Here is a 24,280-nt window from a genome sequence, read left to right as displayed (position 1 = left end):
CCGGGTAGACTTGTCGCATGACTCAAGAGACGCGCACGTTGGTGCTGCTGCGCCACGGCAACAGTGAATGGAACAAGCTGAATCTCTTCTGCGGGTGGGTCGACGCCGACCTGTCCGAGAAGGGTGTCGAAGAGGGACGGCACGCAGGCGAGCTGCTCGCCGAGGCGGGTGTGCTGCCTGACGTCGTGCATACGTCTGTGCTCAAACGTGCGATCAAGACGGCGAATCTCGCGCTGGAGGCAGCGGATCGTCACTGGATCGACGTGCGCCGTTCCTGGCGTCTGAACGAGCGCCACTATGGCGCGCTGCAGGGCAAGAACAAGAGTGAGACCCTCGAGAAGTACGGCGAAGAGAAGTTCATGACCTGGCGCCGCTCGTACGACATCGCGCCTCCTGAGATCGCCGAAGACGACGAGTACGCCCAGACGAACGATCCCCGCTACGGGCTGCTCGAGCGCGTGCCGCGATCGGAGTGCCTCAAAGACGTGCTGGGGCGACTGGTGCCGTACTGGCAGGATGCCATCGTGCCCGATCTCGCAGCCGGCCGCACCGTGCTGGTCACGGCGCACGGCAATTCGCTGCGTGCGCTCGTCAAGCACCTTGATCAGGTGCCTGACGACGAGATCGCCAAGCTGAACATTCCGACGGGCATCCCTCTGGTCTACCGTCTGAACGAGGAGCTGCGCCCCCTCGTGCCGGGCGGCGAGTATCTCGACCCCGAAGCCGCCGCGGCCGGTGCTGCCGCCGTTGCCGCTCAGGGGCGCAAACAGCAGTGACCAGCTGAGCTGTCAGAAGAGGGCCCCGACACTGTACTGAGCAGTGTCGGGGCCCTCTTCTGACTGTCGCCTCTGGGCGAGGCGATCAGAGCGTGCTGCTGTCGCTCTCGTCGCCCTCGTTCGCCCAGTCGCCTGTGGCCAGATAGATGACCATGTTGGCGATGTTGACCGCGTGGTCGGCGAAGCGCTCATGGTAGCGGCTGGCGAGGGTCACGTCGACGGTGTCGAGCGCAGCGTTCTTCCACTCGTCAGAGAGCACGGTGTCGAACACATGCTTGTGCAGTGCGTCGACCTCGTCGTCGGCCTGACGGATCGCCTCGGCGAGCTCGAGATCCTGGGTGGCCAGGAGCTCCGGCACCTTCTTGGCGATGGCGACGTCGAGTGCGCCGAGGCGCATGAAGGTGTCGCGCAGATCGCCGGGAACGACGCGATCGGGAAAGCGGTACCTGGCCAGCTGGGCGACGTGCGCGGCGAGGTCGCCCATGCGTTCGACCGATGCGGTGATGCGCAGAGTGCTCACGATGGTGCGAAGATCTCGCGCAACCGGCTGCTGCTTGGCGAGGATCATGATTGAGAGCTCGGTGAGATCGGAGGCGAGCTCGTCGATGCGGTCGTCGTTGTCGATGACCTCTTCGGCGAGATGCACATTCGACTCGTTGAATGCGGTGACGGCCTTCTCGATGGCCTCGGAGACGAGTGTCGAGATCTCGACGAGCTTGCCCTGGACCTCTTCGAGCTCCTGCTGGAAAACGATGCGCACGGGATTCCTAACGACGTGACGGGTCAGCGATGCTGAACAACGCTGCTGATCATCTCGGAGTGAAGTGAACAACCGGTGAAGTGACGCTGAACACGAACGAACCGGCAGCTTACCATGCGACGGCCGTGACGATTCTGCGCCAACCTCCTTGCCTAGAATGGTGCCCATGGGTCTTTGGACGGTCGTTCTCGCCGCAATGGTCGGCGCGCTCGTGGCGACGACCGTCGGGCTGCTGCTCTTTCGCTCGTATCAGAAGGGCGAACGCGGTCGGTATATGGTCGCTCAGATTCTGCCCGACGGCGTCGTGCAGTCGCTGGAGGCTCTGCCCTTTCCCGCCTTCGTCGTGAACGCGTCGAACGAGGTACTGCTGACCACTCCGTCACTCAAGCCGTTGGGCATCGTCTCCGGCCGACGTGTGGTGCTCGACGAGATCACCCATGACATCGACCAGGTCAGAGAGACCGGTACCGCAGTGCAGCAGGAGCTCGTGCTGCGCCGCGGCCGCGGCGATCGGGCAGACAGCCACGTCACCACGCACGTCTCGGTGCTGGGCAACCGGTACATTCTCGTCGTCGTCGAAGACCGCACCCAAGAGGTGCTGGTCGAGGCCATGCGCCGCGACTTCACGACAAACGTCAGTCACGAGCTGAAGACGCCCATCGCCGCGGTGCTGCTGCTCAGCGAGGCTCTCGCCGATTCTGCGGACGACCCTGAGATGGTGGGTCGGTTCGCCCGGCAGCTGCGTTCCGAGACGCAGCGACTGAGCGACATGGTCGGAGACATCCTCTCGTTGAGTCGCATCGAGAGCGAGCTCGATCAGCGTACGCAGTTCTCCGACGTCAATCTGGCGGCGGTGGTCGACGCGGCAATAGCCACTGCGCAGGTGACGGCACAGCGCAAAGGGGTCAGCCTCTCCGCGCGCACAGAGGGCGATCTCAGCATCGAGGGCGACGAGAAGTCCCTGGTCTCTGCGGTCGCCAATCTGCTCACGAACGCCATCGAGTACTCGCCCCAGGGGAGTGACGTCGGTGTGCTGGCCTCAGGTCGTGATGATGGCGTCTCGATCGTCGTCACCGACAAAGGCGAGGGCATCTCGAAGGCGCAGCAGTCACGCATCTTCGAACGCTTCTATCGAGTCGACCCTGCGCGGGTGCGCTCCACCGGCACAGGGGGCACCGGTCTGGGGCTCAGCATCGTCAAGCATGTCGCCCGCACCCACGGTGGCACGGTCAGTGTCTGGTCCAGGGTCGGCATCGGCTCGAGCTTCACCCTGAATCTTCCGCGCAGCGGAGACCTGACCGGGCAGGTGATCGGCACCGATCGCGAGACGCCCACAGCTGCTCCCGTGGTGGTGCGGCGGCCGTGACCTCTGACATCCGCCCCCTGTTCAACAGATGCCAGAGCCAGTTCTGGCAAGATGGCGGCCTGCTGCCGCCGCGCGACGAGAGGAAGACACGTTGACGCACCTGCTGCTAGTCGAGGACGCACCGTCGATCAGCGAGCCCCTGACATACCTGCTGCGACGCGAGGGCTATGAGGTCACGGTCGCGCACGACGGTCTCAAGGCTCTCGAGGCCTTCGCCCAAGTCGAGCCGGATCTCATTCTGCTCGACCTCATGCTGCCGGGCATGAACGGTCTCGACGTCTGTCGGCAGATCCGCCAGACCTCGGACGTCCCCGTCATCATGCTCACCGCGAAAGACACCGAGCTCGACACGGTGCTCGGCCTGGAGGTCGGCGCAGACGACTATGTGACCAAGCCCTACTCATCTCAGGAACTGCTGGCTCGCGTGCGCGCAGTGCTGCGGCGCAGCGGCGGGGCCGACGTCGGCGGCGATGAGATCACGGTCATCGAGGCCGGCGGCATTCGCATCGACCTTGATTCGCATGTGGTCAGCGTCGAGGGCGGCGAGGTCTATCTGCCGCTGAAGGAGTTCGAGCTGTTGGCCTACCTCGCTGAGAACGTGGGCCGTGTGCTGACTCGAGGCCAGCTGATCGACCAGGTGTGGGGGCCCGACTACTTCGGCGACACCAAGACCTTGGACGTGCATGTCAAGCGCATCCGCTCGAAGATAGAGAAAGACCCCAAACACCCGCAGCGTCTGGTGACGGTTCGGGGTTTGGGGTACAAACTCGAGGCGTGACGTCTCGCGCGCCCGCCGGCGATGAGCCGGTCAGTGCGTTGTGTGCGACGGCGTCGCGGCTTCGTTCGGCGCGGTGGATGCGGTGCTCCCGTTCGGCGACGGCGTCTCGGACGACGAGATCGCAGCAGGCGAGCTGGGCTCGCTGCTCGGCACCAATGACGAGTACTCCTTGAGGTGCCCGGCGATGACCGGAATGGTCTTCTGATCTTCGGTCTGGCCGTCAGCGGTCGCCTTCGCGCGCAGCGTGGCGCCGGGCTTGGCGCCGAGATCGGTGAGCACGTGCTCGTTCTCGGTGGTCTCGAGATCGATCGGCTGGTTCGGCTCGACGTTCCAGCTGATCGGCTGCTGGCCTTCGATGGTCAGCGTGACGCTGGCCGCTTTGGTTCCAGAGGTGGCCACCTGGCCGATGAGTCGGGCCTGGCTGCCTTCGTCATCAGAGATCAGAGCGATGTTGCTCAGGGTGACGTCGCCGACGCCGATCACGATGCCGTCAGAGGCGTTGTAGGTGCGCTCGGTGGCGACTGGCGTCGCGTACGAGCAGCCGGCCGCTCCGACCGAGACCAGCGCGACGACGAGGGCGGCCAAAGATGCTCTGCGAATGCTCACGTTTCCTCCGCGGTAGTGCCCGCCCACGGCCGCGGGCGGTGAAATACTAGACGTACTCGGTCAGTCTACCGCGAATTCTGTGCGTCTCTCGTCACTCTGGGCGGGCACGGCGGAACGGACATATGAATATGGTATCCTTGCGGCCTACGGAGGGCGTTATTCAATGCGTTTTGAAGTCGGCGAAGTCGTCGTTTACCCCCATCACGGGGCAGCCAAGATCACTGAGGTCAAGAAGCGTGCCGTGCGTGGCGAAGAGAAGCTCTATCTCACGCTCGAGGTCGCACAGGGAGACCTGACGATTCAGGTTCCTGCAGACAGCGTCGAAGAGGTCGGCGTTCGTGACGTGATCGACAAGAAGGGCCTCGAGACCGTCTTCGCCGTGCTCCGCGAACCCTTCACCGAAGAGCCCACCAACTGGTCGCGTCGGTACAAGGCCAATGTCGAGAAGCTGGCCTCCGGCGACGTCATCAAGGTCAGCGAAGTCGTGCGCGACCTGTGGCGCCGCGACCAGGATCGCGGCCTGTCGGCGGGTGAGAAGCGCATGCTCGTCAAAGCTCGTCAGATTCTCATCTCAGAGCTCGCCCTGGCCGAGAAGACCGACGAAGACAGCGCCGGCGAGATGCTCGACAAAGTTCTGGCCTCCTGAGGCCGCAGCCTCTGAACTTCCCTCGATGACCACTCCGCCCGAGGCTCCGTCTTCCGCGACGCGAACCGGCATCGCCAGCGATGTCCATGCGTTCGGCGACTCCGGCATCCTGCGCCTCGCGGCTCTCGACTGGGCCGACACCCCTGCGCTCACCGGGCACAGCGACGGCGACGCGGTCGTGCACGCCATCTGCGACGCGCTGCTCTCTGCAGCGGGCCTGGGTGATATGGGCGAGCACTTCGGCACCGATCGGCCCGAGTATGCAGGTGCCCGAAGCGAGGTCTTTCTGCACGAGACGCTGCAGCTGGTCGCACAGGCCGGCTGGAGGGTCGAACACGTCGCCGTGCAGGTGATGACTCAGCGGCCTCGGATCTCGCCCCGCCGTCGTGAGGCCGAGCAGCGTCTCACCGAGCTGGTCGGGGCCCCGGTGTCGTTCGCGGCGACGACCGCAGACCGGCTCGGAGTCATCGGGGCGGGTGCCGGGCTGCTGGCCCAGGCGGTCGCGACGCTGCGACGATGACCTGGTCTTCGATCTGAGCCTTCGACGTAGACTTGCCCTGTGACGATTCACCTTTTTGACACCAAGAGCCGTGCCCTGCGCGAGCTGCGGCCGGTGCACCCCGGCCAGGTCGGCATCTACGTCTGCGGCCCCACGGTGCAGTCTGCGCCGCACATCGGGCACCTGCGATCGGCGCTGATCTACGACATCATGCGGCGGTGGGCCACGGCATGCGGACTCGAGGTCACACTGATTCGCAACGTCACCGACATCGACGACAAGATCCTCTCGGGCGCCGAGCAGACCGGCGAACCCTGGTGGGCGCTGGCCTATCGGGTCGAGCGGCTGTTCAACGACGCATATGACCGGCTGCGCGTGCAGCCGCCGACGTACGAGCCGCGTGCCACGGCCAACATCCAGCGCATGCAGCAGATCATCGCACGGCTGATCGAGCGCGGTCATGCCTATGCAGCCGAAGACGGCAGCGGCGATGTGTACTTCGACACGAAGTCCTGGCCGGCCTACGGCGAGCTCACCCACCAACGCCTCGAAGACATGGCCGACGCGGCAGACGCAGATCCGCGGGGCAAACGTGATCCCAGAGACTTCGCGCTGTGGAAGGGGCACAAGGCCGGTGAGCCCGAGACCGCCGCATGGGATTCCCCATGGGGGCGCGGTCGTCCTGGCTGGCACATCGAGTGCTCGGCGATGTCGACCCAGTATCTGGGCGAGACCTTCGACATCCACGGCGGCGGGCTCGACCTGCGCTTCCCCCATCACGAGAACGAGCTGGCCCAGTCGACCGCCGCCGGCTTCGAGTTCGCCCGCATCTGGGTGCACAACGGTCTGGTCGCCGTCGGCGACCAGAAGATGAGCAAGTCGCTCGGCAACTCGGTCTTCGCAGCCGATCTGCTCGATGCCGCCCCGGCGCAGGCCGTGCGATACTTTCTCAGCTCTGCGCACTACCGCTCGACGCTCGAGTACTCGCCGAGTGCCCTGGACGAGGCAGCTGCTGCTGTCGGACGCATCAACGGGTTCGTGCAGCGTCTGCATGAGACCGTCGAGGGCGTGGACGACGGCGCAGACCCCTGGGCCGCACTGCCGACGGCGTTCGTCGAGGCGATGGACGACGACCTCGGTGTGCCGCAGGGACTCGCCGTGCTGCACGAACAGGTGCGCCGCGGCAACGCAGCTCTGGCTGATGGCGATGCGGCGACGGCGCTCCAGGCCGGCGCTGCAGTCGAAGCCATGCTGCGGGTTCTGGGGCTGCACCCCGACGACTTCGCCGCTGAGACCGGCGGTGACGATGCGGCTGAACGCGTGCTCGACCATCTGGTGGCAGAGCGCCTCAAAGCGCGTGCGACGGCACGGAATGAACGGGACTTCTCGGCTGCGGATCGCATCCGTGACGAGCTGATCGCAGCCGGGCTGCAGATCGAAGACACCCCCAACGGGGCGAAATGGAGTGTGGAGTGATGGCAGAACGTCGTCGCGCGGGAGCCGTGCGCAAACACAAGAAGGGCGCGCAGGCCGGCTCGGGCGGTCAGGGGCGCAAGAAGCTCGAAGGCCGTGGGCCGACGCCGAAGGCTGAGGATCGGCCGTATCACCCCAAAGCCAAGGCGAAGGCCCGAGCCGAGCGCTCCGCCTCCGGTGCACAGCCCTACCGCGGCCATCAGAGCAGTCGCGCCGGTCGGCCGACCGTGCACAAGCAGCGCGACACCGAACTGATCGGTGGCCGCAACTCGGTCGTCGAGGCCCTGGTCGCCAAAGTGCCCGCCACCGCCCTCTATGTGGCCGAGCACATCGACGCCGACGACCGCGTTCGCGACGCGCTCGCTCGCGCGACCGGGCGCGGCATCCCTGTGACGACCGTCACCCGAGACGAACTCGACCGCCTGGTCGGCGAGGGTGCAGTGCATCAGGGCATCGCACTGCAGGTGCCGCCCTACCGGTATGCGAAGCTCGACGACCTGCTCTCGCAGGCCAGCGACCATGCGCCCCTCATCGTCGCGCTCGACGGTGTGACCGATCCGAGGAATCTCGGTGCGATCATCCGTTCGGTCGCAGCCTTCGGGGCTGACGGCGTCATCATCCCCGAGCGCCGCAGCGCCGGCGTGACGGCATCGGCCTGGAAGACCTCGGCGGGTGCCGCACTGCGCACGCATGTGGCGATGGTGCCCAACCTCACTCAGACACTGCGCCAGCTCAAGAAAGACGGCCTGTTCGTCGTCGGTCTCGACGGGGGCGGAGACGTGTCGCTGCCCGAGCTCAACCTCGCCACCGATCCGCTGGTGATCGTTGTGGGCTCGGAGGGCAAAGGGCTGTCACGTCTGGTGCGCGAGACGTGCGACGAAATCGTGTCGATTCCGATCACGAGCGGCGTCGAGAGCCTGAACGCCGGCATCGCCGCCGCTGTTGCGATGTATGCGGTCTCAACCGCGCGCAGCGGGAGCGGCGAGTAGTCGTCCGCTGTCGGCGTGGAACACCCATGCGAGCTCGACGGCGACGGCTAGACGCACGCGGTCACCGGGCTGCAGCCTGACGCCGTCGGTGCGCATCTGACACTCGCTGCGGTCGCGGTCGGCCAAGCGCAGGGTGAGTGTGTGCCCGCCGTTGGGCCCCGGTGCGATGTGTTCGACCGTGCCGCCGAGATCTTCGCGCTGGTCGCTCAGCGTCATGTGTCGCGAGGCGATCGCGAGCACCACCGGGCCGTCTGCTCCCGGAACGATGCGGCACTGATCGCCGACGCAGATCGTGCCGTCTTCGGCGGAGGCCGTCCAGCAGGTGAGCGGCTCGTCGATGACGGTCTGGGCGACGGTGAGATCCTCTGGTCGGCTGCGCAGATGTGCGAGCGAACCGATCTGGTGCAGCCGGCCGTCGTCGAGCACGGCGATGGGCTCGTCGAGCAACGCCGCCTCTGAGAGATCTCTGGTCGCGTAGAGCGTGGTGACGCCGAGTCGCGCAGCCAGAGTGCGGATGCTGCTGAGCAGTGGATGGCGCACATCGGCGGGCAGGCTGGTGAAGGGCTCGTCGAGCAGCAGTAGATCGGGGATGCGAGCGAGCGCCCGCCCCACGGCGACGCGCTGGCGCTCGCGGCCGGAGAGCTCGTGCGGTGACGAACTCAGCAGATCGTCGAGATCGAGGCCGTCGGCGACCACGCTGACGCGGCGATCACGTTCGGTCTGGTCGACGCCGGCGACTTTCAGCGCGAACGCGATGTTGTCGCGCACTGACATCTGCGGGTACAGCGCGTAGTTCTGAAACACCATGGCGACGTTGCGGTGTTTCGGGGGCAGGCGTGTGACCTCTCGCCCGTCGATGCGCACAGTGCCCGAGGCGGTCTCTTCGAGGCCGGCGATCATGCGCAGCAGCGTCGACTTGCCTGAGCCGCTCTGGCCCAAGAGGGTGAGAAAGGCTCCGTCGTCGACAGACAGCGACATGTCGCGCACCGCGGGATCGGCCGCGCCCGGATAGACGCAGGAGGCGCGTTCCAAAACCAGAGAGGGCATAGTCTCATTATGCGCGATTCTCGGGGACGCCAGGCAGTGGGTGACGCGGTATCCTCGGTGAGAGCTGTGAGACCACGCGATCCGGCCTGCTGTGTGGCATGCTGGTATGCGCAATCCATTGTAGGTGCAACTTATTTGGCCGAATCGACCAGAGGGAGATCATGGCAGGCAGCACATCAGGCGGCAATCCGCAGAGCCGCCCGACAAAGAACCAGCGCCGTGAGGCGGCGCGTGAGAAAGCCCGCCAGTTTCGCGAGCAGCAGGAGCGGCAGCGCAAGCGCAAGCGACTGCTCATTCAGATCGGCGTGATCGTCGCTGTGGTCGCTGTGGTCCTCGGAGGCTGGCTCATCATTCAGAGCGTGCAGAAGCACGAGCAGGCAGCGGCTTCGGTCATGCCGGCGAACATGCCCAACGACGGTGTGGTGATCTCTGAAGGTCTTGCGGTGCAGAAGGCCGAGCCACGTGCCGCCGACGTGCAGCCGGAACGTCAGACCTCGCCAGACGGGCGTCTCGTCGTAGAGATCTACGCCGATTTCATGTGCCCGATCTGCGGTCAGTTCGAGCAGACGTATGGACAGATGCTCAGCGAGCAGGCGCAGGCGGGCAACATCGACTTGGTCATCCACCCGGTGTCGATCTTGGATCAGGCGTCTCAGGGCACCAAGTACTCGACGCGGTCTGCCGCAGCCGCTGCCTCGGTCGCGACGTATGCGCCCGACAGCTTTCTGAACTACTTCACCACGCTGCTGCAGCCCGGCGTGCAGGCGAACGAGAGCACGAGCGGGCTGAGCGATGACCGGCTCGTCGAGCTGGCTCGCCAGGTGATCGGCGACGACCACCCCGAGCAGCAGGATCAGGTCGAGAAATCGATCCGTGACGGCGAGTTCAAGAAGTGGGTCAAACGGTCGACGGACGCGGCGAACCTCACCGGCACGCCTACGGTCTACATCGATGGACAGTCGCTTGACGACCTCAGCAAGGTCAGTGACACCCTGCAGCAGAAGCTCAAAGATCGCGGCATCGACATGACGCAGACCGGTGCCGGCGCTTCTGAAGGTCAGTGAGCGCCAGGCTGATCTGAGCATGATCGTGCGGACGGCCCGAATCACCCGCTAAGATGGGTTCGGCCGTTCGCGCGGTCGATGCCGACTTAGCTCATCTGGTAGAGCACCTGTCTTGTAAACAGGAGGTGGCGGGTTCGAGCCCCGCAGTCGGCTCAAGTGGAACAGCCCGGAATCACGGGCGAGTAGAGGCCTCAGAGCCCGCTTCGAACGTGAGCGCCACCGAGTTCATGCAGTAGCGCTGTCCCGTCGGCGTCTGGGGAGCATCCTCGAACACATGCCCCAAGTGCGAGCCGCACTTCGCGCAGCGCACCTCGGTGCGCACCATGCCGTGGGAGTCGTCCCTGACCAGCGTCACGGCGTCGGTGTCGCGCGGATCGTAGAAGCTGGGCCATCCGCAGCCTGACTCGAACTTCGTCGTCGAGGTGAAGAGCTCGGCGCCGCAGGCGCGGCAACGGTAGACACCGACGCGATGCTCGTCGAGCAGCTCGCCCGTCCACGGGCGCTCAGTGGCCGCCTCGCGCAGCACCGCGTACTCGATGGGGTCGAGCCTCTGCCGCCATTGCGGCTCGGTGACCGTCGCCGGGTCAGAGGCCGTGTCTGCATCGTGCGCGGGTGAATCGTGCTGATCTGTCATTGGATTGACCTCCGTGCCTCACCGCAGTCTGCGCAACGGCGAATCGTGCCTGAACGCCCCCACACTCATAGCGTAGACTCCCATACCATGTGCACGGGCGGGCTCACCTCACTGCAGCGTGACGTGCTGCGCTGCGAGATGGAGCTGCAGAACCTGCGACAGGGGCGCAGCCGGGCGATTCGCGACAGACTCGGCCTCAGTGCCGTGCGCTACGAGCAGATTCTGCGATCACTGGTCGGCGTGCCTGCCGCGGTGGCGTTCGCCCCCGACGTCATGCATCGCGTCGAGCGTCGACTGCACCGTCAGGAGCCTCGCGACCCACGTGCGCAGAAGTGAGAGAGAATTGAGACATGGCTGAGAAGTTCCCGAAAGACGAGTTCGACGACCTGCCCGTATCGCGCAAGGTCGGCGCGCATCGTGCGGTCGAACGTGGCTGGCGCACGCTGCGCATCGTGATCGGCGCGCTGGTCGCCACGGCTCTCGTGGTCGGCATCGTCTACGGAGTCATGCAGATCACTCGCAGTCAGAGCGTCTTCGATGACTATTCGGCCGCACCGCAGCAGAGCGAGAGCTCTGAGCCAGCGGAGTCTGAGAGTGCGTCGGCTGAACCTGCCGAACCGTCTGAAGAGCCCAGCGAGCCGGCTCCGTCGCCCAGTCCGTCGGCCCCGACCGTCAACCCGCACTCGCTCCAGGTCACTGTCTTCAACGCACAGGGAGCCAACGCGCAGAGCGGCCTGGCCGCACGCACCGGTGCGAAGCTCACGGCGAACGGCTGGAAGGTCGGGCAGGTGACCAACGCTCCTGCCAGCTTTGGCACACACCGCACCACGGTCGTGTACTACACCGATGAGCGCTACGCTGACGCCGCCAAACAGCTCAGCAGCGATCTGCAGCTTTCCAGCTCGCCGCAGCTCAATCAGACGCTGTCAGTGCCGCTCACGGTGGCGATCGGCAGCGACTATTCGACTCGCCGCTGACCGTTCGGCCGCCCTGCACCGGCCACGTCGCCGAACCGCACCACGAAGGAGACCCCATGAACAGCATCCGCACGCGAACCGCTCGTCGAGGCACGGCGGTGATCGGTGGTCTGCTGGCCCTGGGGCTGGGGGCTGCGGGGTTCGCCGGCTGCGCGAAGCACGAGCCGGAGCCAGATCCGGTCTCAGAGTCGCCGAGCCCGTCGGCCCCGGCTCTGGCTCCGCTCACCGGCGAAGAGATGCCCGACGTCGATCTGAACCATGCCGCGGTCACCGTGAAAGTGCCGAACGCGAACGACGGCGCTCGCCCGCAGGTCAACCTCAACTCGGCCGACCTCGTCTACGAAGAGCAGGTCGAAGGTGGCATCACCCGGTATGTGGCCGTCTACCACTCGCAGCTGCCGAGTCTCGTAGGGCCGGTGCGTTCGGCCCGCCCCACTGACACCAGTCTCGTGTCGCCCATTGGTGGAGCCTTCGTCTACTCGGGGTCGCACAGCGCTTTCGACGACGTGCTCGGATCGATGGCGGCCACCCGAATCGACGAGAGCCATGGTGATGTGCTCACTCGTGACGACAGCTGGGGGCGAGGCGCTCCGAACAACCTGTTCGCGCATCCGCAGGCCGCGCTCGATGCGCTCGACGACGGAGCGCGGACGACGCAGCCGGCCGCCCAGTTCGCCTACGCCGCGAAAGACCAGCCCGCGTCGGCCGCGCAGAGCGGCGACGCGCTGACGGGGCTGTCGGTCTCGGTCGGGGCGGATGCCCCGCGTCGTTGGACGTGGGATGCTGCGCAGAACCGGTGGGTGCGTTCGACGGCCAACGGCCAGGTCGACAGCACGCTGCAGGGCGAGTCTGCCAGCGCTGCCCAGTCGCAGCAGATCGCAGCAGACAACGTCGTGGTCATCAAATCGGTGCTCGGAAAGCCCTACGACCTGGGGCCGAAAGGCCTCTCGCCGCGCTACCAGCTCGACGGTGCCAACGGGCAGGGGTACGTGCTCTCGAACGGACGTGTGCTCGACGTCTCGTGGAGCAAGGCCGATGCCGCGTCGCCGTTCGTGCTGACCACGACCGACGGTGCCGGCGAGGTTCGTCTGCAGCCGGGATCGAGCTGGATAGAGCTGGTGCCCGACGGCAGCGGACAGGCCACGCCGGAGGGGCGGACCGCCGCCTGACGAACTTCGTCGTGTGACTTGCACTCTCATGGTGCGAGTGCTAATCATGTATTGGCACTCGTGAATGCCGAGTGCTAACGAAGCTGACACTTCCGAGAGTCCAGAAGGGACGATTTCACATGGCTAAGATCATTGCCTTTGAAGAGGAGGCCCGTCGTGGCCTCGAGCGCGGTCTGAACACCCTGGCAGACACGGTGAAAGTGACGCTGGGCCCGCGCGGTCGCAACGTCGTGCTCGAGAAGAAGTGGGGCGCCCCCACGATCACGAACGACGGTGTGTCTATCGCCAAAGAGATCGAGCTCGAAGATCCGTACGAGAAGATCGGCGCCGAGCTGGTCAAAGAGGTCGCAAAGAAGACCGATGACGTCGCTGGTGACGGCACCACGACCGCAACCGTGCTGGCACAGTCGCTGGTCAAAGAGGGCCTGCGCAACGTGGCCGCCGGAGCCGATCCGGTGGGGCTGCGTCGCGGCATCGACAAGGCGACCGCTGCAGTCGTGAAGCAGCTGCTCGAGACCGCCAAAGAGGTCGAGACCGAAGAAGAGACCGCTGCGACCGCATCGATCTCAGCCGGCGACCCCGAGATCGGCAAGATCATCGCCAAGGCGATTCACACGGTCTCGAAAGAGGGCGTCGTCACCGTCGAGGAGTCGAACACCTTCGGCATCGATCTTGAGATCACCGAGGGCCTGCGTTTCGACAAGGGCGTGCTCTCGCAGTACTTCATCACCGATCCGGAGCGTCAGGAGGCCGTGCTCGACGACCCCTACATCCTGATCGTCAACGGCAAGATCTCGGCGATCAACGACCTCGTTCCCGTGCTGAACAAGGTGCGCGAGGCAGGCAAAGAGCTGCTGATCATCGCTGAGGACGTCGACGGCGAAGCGCTGGCCACTCTCGTGGTCAACAAGATCCGCGGCATCTTCAAGTCTGTTGCCGTGAAGGCTCCGGGCTTCGGCGATCGTCGCAAGGCCATGCTGCAGGACATCGCCATCCTGACCGGCGGTCAGGTCATCGCCGAAGAGGTCGGCCTCAAGCTCGAGAACACCGACCTCAGCCTGCTGGGCCGTGCCCGCAAGGTCGTCGTGACCAAAGACGAGACCACCATCGTCGAGGGCGCTGGCGACAAGGCTCAGATCGACGGTCGTGCCGCGCAGATCCGCGCTGAGATCGAGAAGACCGACTCGGACTACGACCGCGAGAAGCTGCAGGAGCGCCTGGCGAAGATCTCGGGCGGCGTCGCCGTCATCAAGGTCGGCGCTGCGACCGAGCCCGAGCTCAAGGAGCGCAAGGCCCGTATCGAAGACGCTGTGCGCAACGCCAAGGCTGCTGCTGAAGAGGGCATCGTCGCAGGCGGCGGCGTGGCGCTGATCCAGGCCTCGCACGTCATCGACACCCTCGACCTCGAGGGCGACGAGGCGACCGGTGCACAGATCGTGCGCAAGGGCGTCACCGCACCGCTGAAGCAGATCGCACTGAACGCAGGGCTCGAGCCCGGCGTCGTCGCTGAGAAGGTCTCGACTCTGAAGCCCGGCGAGGGCCTCAACGCCGCGACCGGCGAGTACGTGAACCTGCTCGAGGCCGGCATCGCCGACCCGGTCAAGGTCACCCGCTCAGCTCTGCAGAACGCCGCGTCGATCGCCGGCCTGTTCCTGACCACCGAGGCAGTCGTCGCCGAGAAGCCCGAGAAGGCTGCTCCGGCTGCTCCCGCTGACCCGTCTGCAGGAATGGACTTCTGATCGGCTGACCTGTTCGGCTGACTGGTCTGGTTGATCTGTTCAGCTGACCGGTTTAACTGATCTGGTCACAAAAGCCCTGGCTGCGTTTCGCAGTCAGGGCTTTTGTCTGTCTGCGCGGCTGTGCCGCTGGTGCTGGTGCTGGTGCCGTGGGCTGTGCTGCTGCTCCGCCACGGATTGGGCGGCTTCGTCGCGGATTGGCAGGAATCGACCGACTTCCTGCGATCGGCGGTGGTGTTCTGAAATCGGTGCAGGTGCAGGTGCAGGTGCTGGTGCTGGTGCTGGTGCTGGTGCTGGTGCTGGTGCTGGTGCTGGTGCTGGTACAGGCGCAGGTGTAGGTGCAGGTGCTGGGCGTTGCTGCAGGTGCTGGCGCTCAGCACAGGCGCAGCGGCAGAACGCAGCTGCGACAGTCGCCAGCTCAGGCGGGGATGCTCACCGGCAGGTCTTCGGCGTCGACGATGCGGTACGAGTAGCCCTGCTCGCTCAGAAAGCGCTGCCGAGACAGCGCGTAGTCCTGGTCGACGGTGTCAGCCACCACGATCGAGTAGAAGATCGAGCGTGAGCCGTCGCTGTTCGGGCGGATGATGCGCCCGAGTCGCTGCGCCTCCTCCTGCCGCGAGCCGAACGCTCCCGAGATCTGGATCGCGACGCGCGCATCCGGCAGATCGACCGAGAAATTGGCGACCTTCGAGACGATCAGGGCCCGCTGCTCACCGGTGCGGAACGCCGCGAAGAGCCGTTCTCGCTCCGGGGTCGGCGTCTTGCCCGTGATCAGCGGCAGTCCGGTGCGCTCAGCGACGAGTTCGAGCTGGTCGAGGTACTGCCCGATGACCAGAGTCTGATCGTCGGCGTGCTCGTCGAGCAGCTCGGCCACCGTGTCGAGCTTCGCCTCGGCCAGCGCCGTCGCGTGGTAGCGCTCGGCATCGGCGAGCATCGCATAGCGTGCCTGCTCGTCTTCAGTGAACTCGACTCGCACTTCGACGCAGTCGGCCGGTGAGATGAATCCCTGTGCCTCGATGTCGCGCCAGGGAGCCTCGTAGCGCTTCGGCCCGATCAGTGAGAACACGTCGGACTCTTTGCCGTCTTCGCGCACCAGTGTGGCGGTCAGCCCCAGACGGCGGCGCGCCTGCAGCTCAGCCGTCAGTTTGAAGATGGGCGCCGGCAGCAGGTGCACCTCGTCATAGACGATGAGGCCCCAGTTCTCGGCGTCGAGCAGACTGAGGTGCGTGTACTTCTTGCTGCGACGAGCGGTGAGCATCTGATAGGTCGCGATGGTCACCGGCGCGATGATCTTGGCCTCGCCCGAGTACTCGCCGATCTGCTCGTCGGTGAGCCGGGTGCGTCGCAGCAGCTCGTCACGCCACTGGTGCGCCGCGAGCGTGTTCGTGACCAGAATCAGGGTCTTGCGGCTGAGCGCGGCCATCGCCCCCGCCCCGACGATGGTCTTGCCGGCGCCGCACGGCAGCACGACGACGCCGGAGCCCCCGGCGACGAACGAGTCGACGGCCTGCTGCTGGTAGGGGCGCAGGTGCCAGTCGTCCTCGTTCAGGTCGATCTCGTACGGGTCTCCGTCGGTGTAGCCGGCATGGTCTTCGGCCGGCCAGCCGATGCGCAGCAGCTCCTGTTTGAGCTGGCCGCGGGCCCACTCCTGCACGATCCAGGTGCGCTGGTCGACCTGCTCGGTCAGCAGCGCGGCGACGCGCTTGTGATTGGCCACGTCGGTCAGCAGGCGGGCATCGTCGGCGGTGAGCACCAGCCGGCCTTCACTGTCACGGATGATGTCGAGGCGGCCGTAGCGGTCGATCGCATCGGTGATGGTGCGCACGACGGTGTCGGGCACCGCGAACTTCGCATAGGTGTTCAGGGCGCTGATGATCTCGTCGGCGGTGACCCCGGCTGCAGCGGCATTCCAGAGCCCCATGCGGGTGATGCGATAGGTGTGCACGTGCTCGGGAGCGCGCTCCAGCTCGGCGAAGCCGCCGATCGCCTGCCGTGCGGCGTTGGCGTCGGGATGGTCGAGTTCGAGCAGCACCGTACGGTCGCTCTGCACGATCAGTGGTCCCATGAGGTCTCCTTCGTGATCGGATGCACTTCGGCGATGGCCTTCAGCGGCAGCGTGCGCTCGATCTCGGCACCGGGCTCGCGCCCGCGCAGGCGCGTCGCGCCCATGCCGATGACTTCGAGTACGACGGTGCGCAGGGCGTCACCGACGCGCACCGTGATCGAGATCGGAGCATGCTCGCGCAGCGCCGTCTCGAGCAGCAGGCGGATGCGTGCGTCTGGCGAATCGCGGAACTCACCGACCAGCGCACGTGCTCGGCTGACCGGGTCGCGGTCGTCGGCGGACTCCATCGTAATGCTCGGTGTGCTGCTTGGAGAGGTGCGGGGCGCAGCATGAGTCGATGCGGCTGCGGTGTCTGGCCGGCTGGGGCTGACGACGGCTTGGGGCGACTCGGCGAAGGAGCGCAGCAGATACTGCAGCGGCTGGCTCAGATCGCCGCGCAGCAGCGTCTTGAGAAAGTCGCGGATCTCGCCCACCGATTCGCCATGACCCACTGCTGCGGCGATCGTCTGCTCGCTGATCTGGTAGGTGTGCGTCTCGACGAGTCGCGTCGGCGTCGCGATCCGTCGCAGCTGCCTGGCGAGCTGCGGCGTGAGCAGTCCGGGCACCAGCAGCTCGAGGTGGTTGTAGAGATAGCCGTACTCGGTCGGAGCGGGCCACTGTTCGGCCAGGCTCTGCTGCCGTTCGTCGTCGTGGGCGCCCCACGCCTCACCGAGATCGGTCAGCTGGCCTGCCGCATCGATGACCGCAAGAACTCGCCAGTCGTGAAGCAGACGCTGCAGCCGGGCGGCGAGGTGCTCGTGTGCCAGCGGCCAGCGCGTGTTCGCCGCGTCGATCAGTCGATCAGACATCGACTGTGCGGTCTCGGCACCGTGCAGAACCGCCTGCTCGACGACAGGCGCGAGGTCTTTCGGGACTGTCGCGTCGGCGAGCGTGCGCCAGGCATCGAGCAGTGAGAGGCCGAGCCAGCTCTCGGCTTCTGCTTCGGCAGAGATGTGGTCGTCATCGGTGTGGAACAGGCCTGCGGTCGTGGCGATTGAGATGAGCGCGCTCACCGTGCTGGGCTCGATGTCGAGGATGTGCCCCAGATCGGTCAGTGCGGAGACCGGCACATGGCCGGTCGCGGTCAGCGGCAGGGAAGAGTTCTCGGCCTGCAGCACGACGGTCTGCACTGCGACGACGGAGTGCCACGGCGCGGGTGCATCGAGAGCCGGTATGGCCGACACCTCTGGGCGCGGCAAGCCACGCATCGCCGCGATGCGATCTGCGACTCCGGGAAGAGGATGCCCGGCGCCATCAGCCAGCAGCAGTGCAGTGGCTGCCGCGCTGGGGGTGTCGGCTGCGAGCAGCGCGCGCAGGTCTTCGTCGGTGAGCACCGCGAGTCGGCGGTCGATCGAGTCAGGGTGGGCCAGCCGCGAGCTCAGATCGTAGAGATCGGCGATGCGCAGTCTGGGCAGGTGCGAGAGCGAGACGACGGTGTCGAGATCGGTGTCGGAGAGTGCGACCACGGCATCGGAGTAGGCGATGGTCTGTGACATTCACATCACGACTGTTCGCGACGGCGCTGGCGGATGATGACTGTGGTCAGCACCGCGATGAGCACGATTCCGATGGGGAGGCCGATGAGCGGCACGGTCTCGACAATGCGTGCGAACGTGCCGAGTTCGCTCTGCCTGGAGAGGAAGAAGATGGTGATCAGCGCACAGACTGAGGAAAGCACGAGGATGCCGATCGTGATCGCTCCGAGCACGTTCACCGCTCGCGAACGGCGGGGTGTGTCTTGTTGGATCATCCTTATAGAATACTTGTCGTGCGCGATCCGCGCGACGGAGTATCTTGCGCAGATGTCGCGAGACCGTGAGTGAACTCGAAAGAGATGTGCGATGCCAACCGGAAAAGTGAAGTTCTTCGACGAGGAGAAAGGGTTCGGCTTCATCACCGCTGATGACGGCCAACAGGTCTTTCTGCATACCTCGGCACTGCCCGCCGGGGTGACCTCGCTGCACCCGGGAACCCGTCTGGAGTTCGGTGTGGCCGAGGGCAAGCGAGGGGCGCAGGCGCTCTCGGTTCGCGTGCTGACGGCGCCGCCGAGCGTCGCGAAATCGCGTCGACGTGCGGCCGAAGACATGTCTGTCGTGGTCGAAGACCTGATCAAGCTGCTCGACGGCATCGGAGGCGGCCTGAAGCACGGCCGTTACCCGTCTGACGCACATGCGCGCAAGGTCGCTGCGGTGCTGCGAAAGGTGGCGGACGAACTCGATGTCTGACCCGACTGTGTCTGATCCCGCCGAGTTCCTGGCTCAAGAGGCAGCTGCGCGCTCGGCTTTGGCCGAAATCGCACCACGCCGGCAGATCGGGGCGCTGCTGCGGGCAGACCCCGAACCCGACGAGAACGTGTTCACTCTGCGGTTCGCCTCTGACGTTCCCGGCTACCCGCACTGGGAATGGGCCGCCGTGCTGGGCCGCGTCGACGCCGAATCGACTCCTACGGTGCTCGAAGTCGGGCTCATGCCCGGCGAGGGCGCGCTTGTTCCGCCCGCCTGGGTGCCGTGGTCCGAGCGCTTCGCCGAGTACAAGGCGCAGCATGATGACGACTCTGACGACTCTGACGACTCTGACGACGTCGACGACGCGGACAGCCGTGACGACGCCGACGAAGATTCGACGGCCGATGCCGAATCGCAGTCTGACGGTGACGCCGAGTCCGAGTCTGCGGATGAGCCGATGAGCGAGGAAACATCTGAGACGACGTCTGAGGCGACGGCTGAGGCCGAGGGGTCACCCGCGCAGGAGTGACCCCGGCGGCATCACATGCGGTCGAGCACGTAGGTGACCGACTCGATGAGGCGCTGCACCTCAGCCGGCTCCACCGCGACGAACGTGCCGATGCGCAGCTGGTTGCGGCCGAGCTTGCGATAGCCGTTCACGTCGACGATGCCGTTCTCGCGCAGCGCTGCCGTGACATCGGCGGCGTGGATGCTCTCGTCGAGATCAATCGTCGTCACGACCTGTGATCGCACGGCCGGATCGCTGACGAACGGCGTGAGCCGCGTGTCGGCCTCTGCCCAGTCGTAGACGAGCTGTGACGACTCTTTCGTGCGAGCGTCGGCCCATGCCAGGCCCCCGTTGGCGAGCAGCCACTGCACCTGCTGATCGAGCAGAAAGAGCGTGGCGATCGCCGGAGTGTTGATCGTCTGATGCTTGCGCGAGTTCGTGATCGCACCCTGCAGCGAGAGGGCGGCAGGGATGAAGCGATCGCCGTCGGCGATGCGCGCAGCCCGTTCGATCGCAGCTGGTGACATCAGCGCGATCCAGAGGCCGCCCTCCGAACCGAGGTTCTTCTGCGGCGAGAAGTAGTAGACGTCGAACTGGGCGGGATCGACGAATGTGCCGCCTGCTGCGCTGGTGCCGTCGACGACGCTCAACGCGCCCATGGCATCCACTCGGCGAACCGGCAGCTGTACGCCGGTCGACGTCTCGTTATGCGGCCACGCATAGAGATCGACGCCAGAAGTCGGCACGTTGGCGGTCGCCTCACCGAACGCCGCCTCACGCAGGTCGGGCGCCTGCAGCCACGGTGCGCTCGCGGCCTTGGCGAACTTGGCGCTGAACTCGCCGATGACCACATGCTGACTGCGCTGCTCGATGAGCCCAGCGGCTGCAGTGTCCCAGAACACGCTCGCACCGCCGAGGCCGAGCACGACTTCGTAGCCGTCGGGCAGACCGTAGAGCTCGGTGAGATGCTGCTGCAGATCGGCGACGAGCTGTTTGACCGGAGCAGCTCGGTGTGAGGTGCCGATCAGGGCGCGTCCGGCGGTGTTGAGAGCGTCGAGCTGTTCGTCTCGCACCCGGCTCGGGCCAGAGCCGAAGCGGCCGTCACGGGGAAGCAGGGTCTGGGGAATCTCGATGGAAGCCATGCGTCAATGCTAGCTGCCGACATGACCGGACATCGGGACGATCATTGACGATCGTGCGCCGAGTCGACCAAATAATTAGGCTAGACTAACTTGGCGTGACGGCCGTGCGGGCGTCGGCCGAAGGAGGACTGCTCGGTGACTGATCTCATTGACACGACAGAGATGTATCTGCGAACCATTCTCGAGCTGGAAGAAGAGGGAATCGTGCCGCTCCGTGCACGGATCTCAGAGCGACTCGGTCATTCGGGTCCCACGGTCTCTCAGACGGTCTCCCGCATGGAGCGTGACGGACTGGTCGTGGTCAGCGGAGACCGTCACTTGGAGCTCACGGCAGAAGGGCGGGCAAAGGCCGTCCGCGTCATGCGCAAGCATCGCCTTGCCGAGCGTCTGCTCTCAGACGTGATCAAGCTGGACTGGGAGCTGGTGCACGACGAGGCCTGCCGCTGGGAACACGTGATGAGTGAAGACGTCGAGCGCCGCATCATCCCGCTCATCTCGCGGCTGGACGAGAGCCCGTACGGAAACCCGATTCCGGGGCTGGACGAGCTGGACGAACAGAGCAACGTGGAGTTTCTGCACGGCGTGGTCGACGTGCACACGCTGGCACGCACGGCCAAGGGGTCGCTGCAGCGCGCGGTGCGCCGAATGGGCGAGCCGGTGCAGCTCGATCCCGACCTGCTCAAACAGTTCCGCGAGGTCGGCATCGTGCCCGGCGCCGAGGTCACGATCCAGGCAGTGGGTGACTACACGCGCGTCAAAGTCGAGGGGCGCGACGAAGGGCTCGAGCTGGCACCCGAGATCGCGACGCACATCTTCGTGGACGACCACTGAGCCCGAGCCTGCGTGGGGGCGACGGGCGCAATGGTGACAAGAAGAGCGGGGCAAAGTAAGCTGGTTCACTGAGTATGTTCGCCCAAGAGAGGAATTCGCACGCGAATGCAGAGCGACAGTGACGCGGCTCGAGCCGAGACGCCCGCAGAGCAGCCGCTGACTCGACGTCAGATGCGTGAGATCTGGGCAGCTCAGGATCGTCTTGCCGAACAGCGCGCTCAGGACTCGTCGACATCTGAGACGCATGCCCTGCTTCCGGTGGCGATTCCCGGACACCTGCCTGTGTCAGAGCGGATGCCACGTCGGCAGCAGCTGCCCGATGGCGGAACGATTCGTCGTCGGCGTTCGCTCTCGCTGCCGTTCTCCTCACGCCGTATGCGCAGCACGCTCATCTTCTCTGTGGCGATGGGGCTGAGCTTCACCGCTGCGGTTCCCGCTTACGCGGTCTCGCCGTCGGTCTCGGCAACCGTCGACATGACTCGCACGTCACCGCAGGATCTCGTCCGGCATGAGGCCGAGCTCGTCGACAACGGCCACCTGCAGTCGGGTGCACTGCTCGCCTCTTCGGCGAGTGCCGTCGGGCAGCCCGGAGACGAACTGCTGACGGCTGAGGCTCGATCGGCTGCGCGCCTCACTGTGAACAACGTCTGCGAATTGGGGCAGAGCCCCTATACCGACGACGTCCAGTTCTCCATTCCGGTGCCGCAGGGCTCGTACACCGTGAGCTCCAGACTCGGCGAACGCTGGGGGCGCATGCACAAGGGCGTTGACTTCGCTGCGCCGATCGGAACCACCATCGCTGCGGCGATGTCGGGCACGATCACCAACGTCGGATTCACCGGAGTGAACCCGTATGTCCAGCTGACCAGTCGACTGCCTGACGGCACGAAGATCGACACTCTGTATCTGCACATGCCGCTCGACTCGGTGCGCGTTCAGGTCGGTGACCAGGTGAAGACCGGTCAGCCGATCGCCGAGGTCGGCAACGAGGGCAACTCACAGGGTGCCCATCTGCACTTCGAACTGCACATCAACGGCGGGGCCGATGTGACCTACGGGGCGGGTGAGGGCACGATCGTCGACGGGCTTGACTGGCTGCAAGCCCACGATGCCGCGACTCTGCCGGGTTGCACGGCCTGAGTCAGGGCTGTGCGCCTCTGACCTTTGTGGCAGCTGAGGCTTCGGCTGCCTGGGTTGAGTCAGCAGACCACTGCCTGTACTCTGAAACATATGGCTCTTTTCCACGTTCGTCAGCTTGTCCAGCCGCTGGCCACCGCAGCAGTAGTAGGTGGGATTCTCTTCTCGACGGCGGTTCCGGCTCAGGCCCAAGAGGTCTCAGCAGCCGTCGATCAGACGATTGAGGCTCAGGCGTTCAGGCAGAGCGTCGGCGCGATACGAGAGCCGCTCGACGAGACGCAGCAGGAGTTCGTGCATGCGGCGCTGGCGAATCCAGAACCGCTGACGACCGCAGATGACGATCGCGTCGCTCCGTCGCCGACCGCCACGACGGCCGTTGGGGCACAGTCGGCTGTCGCGGCGTCTGACAGCTCGCCCAGGGCGACCGTCGTCGGCAGCAGCATCACAGACACCGCTCTGCGGTACCTCGGCGTTCCCTATGTCTGGGGCGGGGCAAGCCCTGCAGGTTTCGACTGCTCGGGGTTCACCTCGTTCGTGTATGGGCTGCACGGCAAGTCGCTGCCGCACTCCTCATCGGCTCAGCGTGCTCTCGGCACAGTCGTTTCAGAGAGCAGTGCGCAGCCGGGTGATCTGGTCTGGTGGCCGGGACACATCGCGATCTACCTCGGCAACGGCAAGATCGTGCATGCGCTCGAACCTGGTTCCACCGTCGTCGTCGGTGCCGTCGGAGACCTTCGGGGCAGCGCCCCCACGTACCTGCGTTTCTGAGTCATGACCTGCTCAGCGCGCGCTACCGTAAAGACGATGTGCCAGTGGCACAGACAGAACTCGATATTCGTGAGTGCGTTAGGATGAATGAATGCTGATCAGACTCAACTCTTCGACGCTCACCGGGACCCTTGCTACGTTGGCGGTCTCAGGAGGCCTCGTCTTCGCTACGGCCGTACCCTCGCAGGCAGCAGAGGTGAGCCTCACACAGCAGTCGGGTGAGTCGCAGTTCGTGCGTCAAGAGATGCAGCGTCAGCAGGTGGTCTCGGCGTCAACGGGAGTGGACGCTGCTGGAACAGACGTTGTCTCACTCACGGCGTCCGTGCCCACACCGGAGCCGGCAGCACCCGCCGTCACTCCTGCGGCCACAACCGTGCTCACGCCGGGTGCAGGTGCGGCTGCGGCCGCCGCCACTGCCGGTGCCACAGCGACTGCCGCGGCGCCAGCGCGCCCGCAGGTGGTCGTTGGCTCGAGCATCATCGCCACCGCGTCGCAGTTCATCGGGTACCCGTATGTTTCGGGTGGCAACAGGCCTGAGACGGGCTTCGACTGCTCTGGACTGGTTCAGTATGTCTACGGGCTGCACGGGATCAGCCTTCCGCGCACTGACGCGGCTCAGAAGGCCGCAGGCACGGTCATCAGCGAGGCCGAGGCGCAGCCCGGCGATCTGGTCTGGTGGCCCGGGCACATCGGCTTCTACGCCGGAAACCATCAGGTCCTCGACGCTGGCAACCCGCGAGTCGGCGTGTCTCAGCGTGCGATCTGGGGGTCGCCGACCTTCATTCGCATCTGACCCGGTCGCGCAGCCTCTTCCATCGACTCCATCAGAGATCAGCGATGGTCGTCGTTGGTCTGCCTGCCGCCGTAGCTCAGTGGATAGAGCGACAGTTTCCTAAACTGTGCGTCGCGAGTTCGATTCTCGCCGGTGGCACTTGTCGGTCGAGCAGTCGGCATGTCACCGGCTGTCTCGCAGACAGTTTTGTCTCGCTCGCAAACGGCGGCAGACAAGTAAGCTGAGAGATGGAGTGCAACCGGATTTCGGAGG

The 24,280-nt window shown here is 65.6% G+C and carries 27 protein-coding genes and 2 tRNA genes; 21 read left to right on the top strand and 8 right to left on the bottom strand.

What is annotated here, in order from left to right:
- Positions 1-17: 17 nt before the first annotated feature.
- The gene (locus tag F8O08_RS09205) at positions 18-776 is read left to right on the top strand and encodes a phosphoglyceromutase (RefSeq protein WP_158037137.1); all 759 of its coding nucleotides are present in this window, start codon (positions 18-20) and stop codon (positions 774-776) included.
- A gap of 85 nt (positions 777-861) precedes the next feature.
- Here the strand turns inward: F8O08_RS09205 and phoU are convergent, their stop codons facing one another.
- Positions 862-1,536 (bottom strand): phosphate signaling complex protein PhoU, encoded by a 675-nt coding sequence (gene phoU / locus F8O08_RS09200; protein ID WP_158037138.1) that lies wholly within the window; start codon positions 1,534-1,536, stop codon positions 862-864.
- A gap of 166 nt (positions 1,537-1,702) precedes the next feature.
- Here phoU and F8O08_RS09195 point away from each other — a divergent pair, with 166 nt between their 5' ends.
- Both F8O08_RS09195 and F8O08_RS09190 read left to right on the top strand, forming a co-directional pair.
- A complete protein-coding gene (locus F8O08_RS09195) occupies positions 1,703-2,902 on the top strand; it encodes a sensor histidine kinase (RefSeq protein WP_192496790.1) in 1,200 nt (399 codons plus the stop codon).
- A 91-nt stretch (positions 2,903-2,993) separates the two neighbouring features.
- On the top strand, positions 2,994-3,680 hold the full coding sequence (locus tag F8O08_RS09190) for a response regulator transcription factor (protein ID WP_158030241.1): 687 nt from the start codon (positions 2,994-2,996) through the stop codon (positions 3,678-3,680).
- A gap of 30 nt (positions 3,681-3,710) precedes the next feature.
- Here F8O08_RS09190 and F8O08_RS09185 read toward each other — a convergent pair whose 3' ends face one another.
- Positions 3,711-4,286, bottom strand: a complete 576-nt coding sequence (locus tag F8O08_RS09185) for a hypothetical protein (protein ID WP_158037140.1) — start codon at positions 4,284-4,286, stop codon at positions 3,711-3,713.
- A 163-nt stretch (positions 4,287-4,449) separates the two neighbouring features.
- On the opposite strand from F8O08_RS09185, the gene F8O08_RS09180 reads away from it, so the two are divergent.
- Genes F8O08_RS09180 through rlmB form a run of 4 tightly spaced genes read left to right on the top strand, consistent with a single transcriptional unit; the run spans position 4,450 to position 7,893 of the window.
- Positions 4,450-4,932, top strand: coding sequence for a CarD family transcriptional regulator (locus tag F8O08_RS09180; protein WP_158030239.1), 483 nt, complete (start codon positions 4,450-4,452; stop codon positions 4,930-4,932).
- A 25-nt stretch (positions 4,933-4,957) separates the two neighbouring features.
- The gene (gene ispF, locus F8O08_RS09175; protein WP_158037141.1) at positions 4,958-5,452 is read left to right on the top strand and encodes a 2-C-methyl-D-erythritol 2,4-cyclodiphosphate synthase; all 495 of its coding nucleotides are present in this window, start codon (positions 4,958-4,960) and stop codon (positions 5,450-5,452) included.
- A gap of 39 nt (positions 5,453-5,491) precedes the next feature.
- Complete coding sequence (gene cysS / locus F8O08_RS09170; RefSeq protein WP_158043087.1) at positions 5,492-6,907, top strand: cysteine--tRNA ligase; 1,416 nt, start codon at positions 5,492-5,494, stop codon at positions 6,905-6,907.
- Positions 6,907-7,893, top strand: coding sequence for a 23S rRNA (guanosine(2251)-2'-O)-methyltransferase RlmB (rlmB, locus tag F8O08_RS09165; RefSeq protein ID WP_158037143.1), 987 nt, complete (start codon positions 6,907-6,909; stop codon positions 7,891-7,893). The genes cysS and rlmB overlap by 1 nt, the downstream gene beginning before the upstream one ends.
- Here the strand turns inward: rlmB and F8O08_RS09160 are convergent.
- Positions 7,864-8,940 carry an ABC transporter ATP-binding protein gene (locus F8O08_RS09160; RefSeq protein WP_158037144.1) on the bottom strand — a complete coding sequence of 359 codons (1,077 nt, stop codon included), beginning with the start codon at positions 8,938-8,940 and terminating at the stop codon, positions 7,864-7,866. The genes rlmB and F8O08_RS09160 overlap by 30 nt on opposite strands.
- A 161-nt stretch (positions 8,941-9,101) precedes the next feature.
- On the opposite strand from F8O08_RS09160, the gene F8O08_RS09155 reads away from it, so the two are divergent.
- Both F8O08_RS09155 and F8O08_RS09150 read left to right on the top strand, forming a co-directional pair.
- Complete coding sequence (locus tag F8O08_RS09155; RefSeq protein WP_192496791.1) at positions 9,102-10,004, top strand: DsbA family protein; 903 nt, start codon at positions 9,102-9,104, stop codon at positions 10,002-10,004.
- Between the two features lie 80 nt (positions 10,005-10,084).
- A tRNA-Thr gene (locus F8O08_RS09150) sits at positions 10,085-10,157 on the top strand.
- Between the two features lie 19 nt (positions 10,158-10,176).
- Here the strand turns inward: F8O08_RS09150 and msrB are convergent.
- A complete protein-coding gene (gene msrB / locus F8O08_RS09145; protein WP_158037146.1) occupies positions 10,177-10,638 on the bottom strand; it encodes a peptide-methionine (R)-S-oxide reductase MsrB in 462 nt (153 codons plus the stop codon).
- Between the two features lie 87 nt (positions 10,639-10,725).
- On the opposite strand from msrB, the gene F8O08_RS09140 reads away from it, so the two are divergent.
- From F8O08_RS09140 to F8O08_RS10865, 5 genes are all read left to right on the top strand, one after another.
- Positions 10,726-10,974, top strand: coding sequence for a DUF3263 domain-containing protein (locus tag F8O08_RS09140; protein ID WP_158037147.1), 249 nt, complete (start codon positions 10,726-10,728; stop codon positions 10,972-10,974).
- A 14-nt stretch (positions 10,975-10,988) separates the two neighbouring features.
- The gene (locus F8O08_RS09135) at positions 10,989-11,615 is read left to right on the top strand and encodes a LytR C-terminal domain-containing protein (protein WP_158037148.1); all 627 of its coding nucleotides are present in this window, start codon (positions 10,989-10,991) and stop codon (positions 11,613-11,615) included.
- Between the two features lie 56 nt (positions 11,616-11,671).
- Positions 11,672-12,784 carry a DUF3048 domain-containing protein gene (locus F8O08_RS09130; RefSeq protein ID WP_158037149.1) on the top strand — a complete coding sequence of 371 codons (1,113 nt, stop codon included), beginning with the start codon at positions 11,672-11,674 and terminating at the stop codon, positions 12,782-12,784.
- Positions 12,785-12,903: 119 nt separating this feature from the next.
- Positions 12,904-14,523: a chaperonin GroEL gene (groL, locus tag F8O08_RS09125; protein ID WP_158030229.1), complete on the top strand. Its 1,620-nt coding sequence runs from the start codon at positions 12,904-12,906 to the stop codon at positions 14,521-14,523.
- A gap of 194 nt (positions 14,524-14,717) precedes the next feature.
- A complete protein-coding gene (locus tag F8O08_RS10865) occupies positions 14,718-14,858 on the top strand; it encodes a hypothetical protein (protein ID WP_192497751.1) in 141 nt (46 codons plus the stop codon).
- An 80-nt stretch (positions 14,859-14,938) separates the two neighbouring features.
- Here the strand turns inward: F8O08_RS10865 and F8O08_RS09120 are convergent, their stop codons facing one another.
- Genes F8O08_RS09120 through F8O08_RS09110 form a run of 3 tightly spaced genes read right to left on the bottom strand, consistent with a single transcriptional unit; the run spans position 14,939 to position 18,374 of the window.
- A complete protein-coding gene (locus F8O08_RS09120; protein ID WP_158037150.1) occupies positions 14,939-16,585 on the bottom strand; it encodes a DNA repair helicase XPB in 1,647 nt (548 codons plus the stop codon).
- Positions 16,573-18,120: a helicase-associated domain-containing protein gene (locus tag F8O08_RS09115; protein ID WP_158043086.1), complete on the bottom strand. Its 1,548-nt coding sequence runs from the start codon at positions 18,118-18,120 to the stop codon at positions 16,573-16,575. Before F8O08_RS09115 ends, F8O08_RS09120 begins: the two co-directional genes overlap by 13 nt.
- Positions 18,121-18,125: 5 nt before the next feature.
- Positions 18,126-18,374: a hypothetical protein gene (locus F8O08_RS09110; RefSeq protein WP_158030226.1), complete on the bottom strand. Its 249-nt coding sequence runs from the start codon at positions 18,372-18,374 to the stop codon at positions 18,126-18,128.
- 91 nt (positions 18,375-18,465) lie between these two features.
- Between F8O08_RS09110 and F8O08_RS09105 the strand changes: the two genes are divergently transcribed.
- Both F8O08_RS09105 and F8O08_RS09100 read left to right on the top strand, forming a co-directional pair.
- Positions 18,466-18,849: a cold-shock protein gene (locus F8O08_RS09105; protein ID WP_158030225.1), complete on the top strand. Its 384-nt coding sequence runs from the start codon at positions 18,466-18,468 to the stop codon at positions 18,847-18,849.
- Entirely contained in the window at positions 18,842-19,378 is a 537-nt protein-coding gene (locus tag F8O08_RS09100; protein WP_192497750.1) for a DUF3027 domain-containing protein, read from the top strand. Before F8O08_RS09105 ends, F8O08_RS09100 begins: the two co-directional genes overlap by 8 nt.
- A gap of 11 nt (positions 19,379-19,389) precedes the next feature.
- Here F8O08_RS09100 and serC read toward each other — a convergent pair whose 3' ends face one another.
- Positions 19,390-20,499 (bottom strand): phosphoserine transaminase, encoded by a 1,110-nt coding sequence (gene serC, locus F8O08_RS09095; RefSeq protein ID WP_158043084.1) that lies wholly within the window; start codon positions 20,497-20,499, stop codon positions 19,390-19,392.
- A gap of 135 nt (positions 20,500-20,634) precedes the next feature.
- On the opposite strand from serC, the gene F8O08_RS09090 reads away from it, so the two are divergent.
- The 5 genes from F8O08_RS09090 (at position 20,635) to F8O08_RS09070 (ending at position 24,166) form a co-directional block, all read left to right on the top strand.
- Complete coding sequence (locus tag F8O08_RS09090; RefSeq protein ID WP_158030222.1) at positions 20,635-21,330, top strand: metal-dependent transcriptional regulator; 696 nt, start codon at positions 20,635-20,637, stop codon at positions 21,328-21,330.
- Positions 21,331-21,435: 105 nt separating this feature from the next.
- On the top strand, positions 21,436-22,470 hold the full coding sequence (locus F8O08_RS09085; protein ID WP_158037154.1) for a M23 family metallopeptidase: 1,035 nt from the start codon (positions 21,436-21,438) through the stop codon (positions 22,468-22,470).
- Positions 22,471-22,560: 90 nt separating this feature from the next.
- On the top strand, positions 22,561-23,235 hold the full coding sequence (locus tag F8O08_RS09080; protein ID WP_158037155.1) for a C40 family peptidase: 675 nt from the start codon (positions 22,561-22,563) through the stop codon (positions 23,233-23,235).
- A gap of 91 nt (positions 23,236-23,326) precedes the next feature.
- Positions 23,327-24,028 (top strand): C40 family peptidase, encoded by a 702-nt coding sequence (locus tag F8O08_RS09075; protein ID WP_158037156.1) that lies wholly within the window; start codon positions 23,327-23,329, stop codon positions 24,026-24,028.
- A gap of 65 nt (positions 24,029-24,093) precedes the next feature.
- Positions 24,094-24,166, top strand: a tRNA-Arg gene (locus F8O08_RS09070).
- Positions 24,167-24,280 lie beyond the last annotated feature (114 nt).

Source organism: Pseudoclavibacter sp. CFCC 13611 (genome assembly GCF_008831225.1).
In the GTDB taxonomy this organism is placed as follows: Bacteria; Actinomycetota; Actinomycetes; order Actinomycetales; family Microbacteriaceae; genus Pseudoclavibacter_A.
The sequence above is the reverse complement of the archived record's forward strand: the minus strand, read 5'-3'. Positions and strand labels throughout refer to the sequence as shown.

What these genes read in the sequence shown, in the direction of transcription:
- F8O08_RS09205 (WP_158037137.1), top strand. Translation starts at nt 18, where the DNA reads ATGACTCAAGAGACGCGCACGTTGGTGCTGCTGCGCCACGGCAACAGT.
- F8O08_RS09195 (WP_192496790.1), top strand. Translation starts at nt 1,703, where the DNA reads ATGGGTCTTTGGACGGTCGTTCTCGCCGCAATGGTCGGCGCGCTCGTG.
- F8O08_RS09180 (WP_158030239.1), top strand. Translation starts at nt 4,450, where the DNA reads ATGCGTTTTGAAGTCGGCGAAGTCGTCGTTTACCCCCATCACGGGGCA.
- ispF (WP_158037141.1), top strand. Translation starts at nt 4,958, where the DNA reads ATGACCACTCCGCCCGAGGCTCCGTCTTCCGCGACGCGAACCGGCATC.
- rlmB (WP_158037143.1), top strand. Translation starts at nt 6,907, where the DNA reads ATGGCAGAACGTCGTCGCGCGGGAGCCGTGCGCAAACACAAGAAGGGC.
- F8O08_RS09160 (WP_158037144.1), bottom strand. Translation starts at nt 8,940, where the DNA reads ATGCCCTCTCTGGTTTTGGAACGCGCCTCCTGCGTCTATCCGGGCGCG.
- F8O08_RS09155 (WP_192496791.1), top strand. Translation starts at nt 9,102, where the DNA reads ATGGCAGGCAGCACATCAGGCGGCAATCCGCAGAGCCGCCCGACAAAG.
- msrB (WP_158037146.1), bottom strand. Translation starts at nt 10,638, where the DNA reads ATGACAGATCAGCACGATTCACCCGCGCACGATGCAGACACGGCCTCT.
- F8O08_RS09140 (WP_158037147.1), top strand. Translation starts at nt 10,726, where the DNA reads ATGTGCACGGGCGGGCTCACCTCACTGCAGCGTGACGTGCTGCGCTGC.
- F8O08_RS09135 (WP_158037148.1), top strand. Translation starts at nt 10,989, where the DNA reads ATGGCTGAGAAGTTCCCGAAAGACGAGTTCGACGACCTGCCCGTATCG.
- F8O08_RS09130 (WP_158037149.1), top strand. Translation starts at nt 11,672, where the DNA reads ATGAACAGCATCCGCACGCGAACCGCTCGTCGAGGCACGGCGGTGATC.
- groL (WP_158030229.1), top strand. Translation starts at nt 12,904, where the DNA reads ATGGCTAAGATCATTGCCTTTGAAGAGGAGGCCCGTCGTGGCCTCGAG.
- F8O08_RS09120 (WP_158037150.1), bottom strand. Translation starts at nt 16,585, where the DNA reads ATGGGACCACTGATCGTGCAGAGCGACCGTACGGTGCTGCTCGAACTC.
- F8O08_RS09115 (WP_158043086.1), bottom strand. Translation starts at nt 18,120, where the DNA reads ATGTCACAGACCATCGCCTACTCCGATGCCGTGGTCGCACTCTCCGAC.
- F8O08_RS09110 (WP_158030226.1), bottom strand. Translation starts at nt 18,374, where the DNA reads ATGATCCAACAAGACACACCCCGCCGTTCGCGAGCGGTGAACGTGCTC.
- F8O08_RS09105 (WP_158030225.1), top strand. Translation starts at nt 18,466, where the DNA reads ATGCCAACCGGAAAAGTGAAGTTCTTCGACGAGGAGAAAGGGTTCGGC.
- F8O08_RS09100 (WP_192497750.1), top strand. Translation starts at nt 18,842, where the DNA reads ATGTCTGACCCGACTGTGTCTGATCCCGCCGAGTTCCTGGCTCAAGAG.
- serC (WP_158043084.1), bottom strand. Translation starts at nt 20,499, where the DNA reads ATGGCTTCCATCGAGATTCCCCAGACCCTGCTTCCCCGTGACGGCCGC.
- F8O08_RS09085 (WP_158037154.1), top strand. Translation starts at nt 21,436, where the DNA reads ATGCAGAGCGACAGTGACGCGGCTCGAGCCGAGACGCCCGCAGAGCAG.
- F8O08_RS09080 (WP_158037155.1), top strand. Translation starts at nt 22,561, where the DNA reads ATGGCTCTTTTCCACGTTCGTCAGCTTGTCCAGCCGCTGGCCACCGCA.
- F8O08_RS09075 (WP_158037156.1), top strand. Translation starts at nt 23,327, where the DNA reads ATGCTGATCAGACTCAACTCTTCGACGCTCACCGGGACCCTTGCTACG.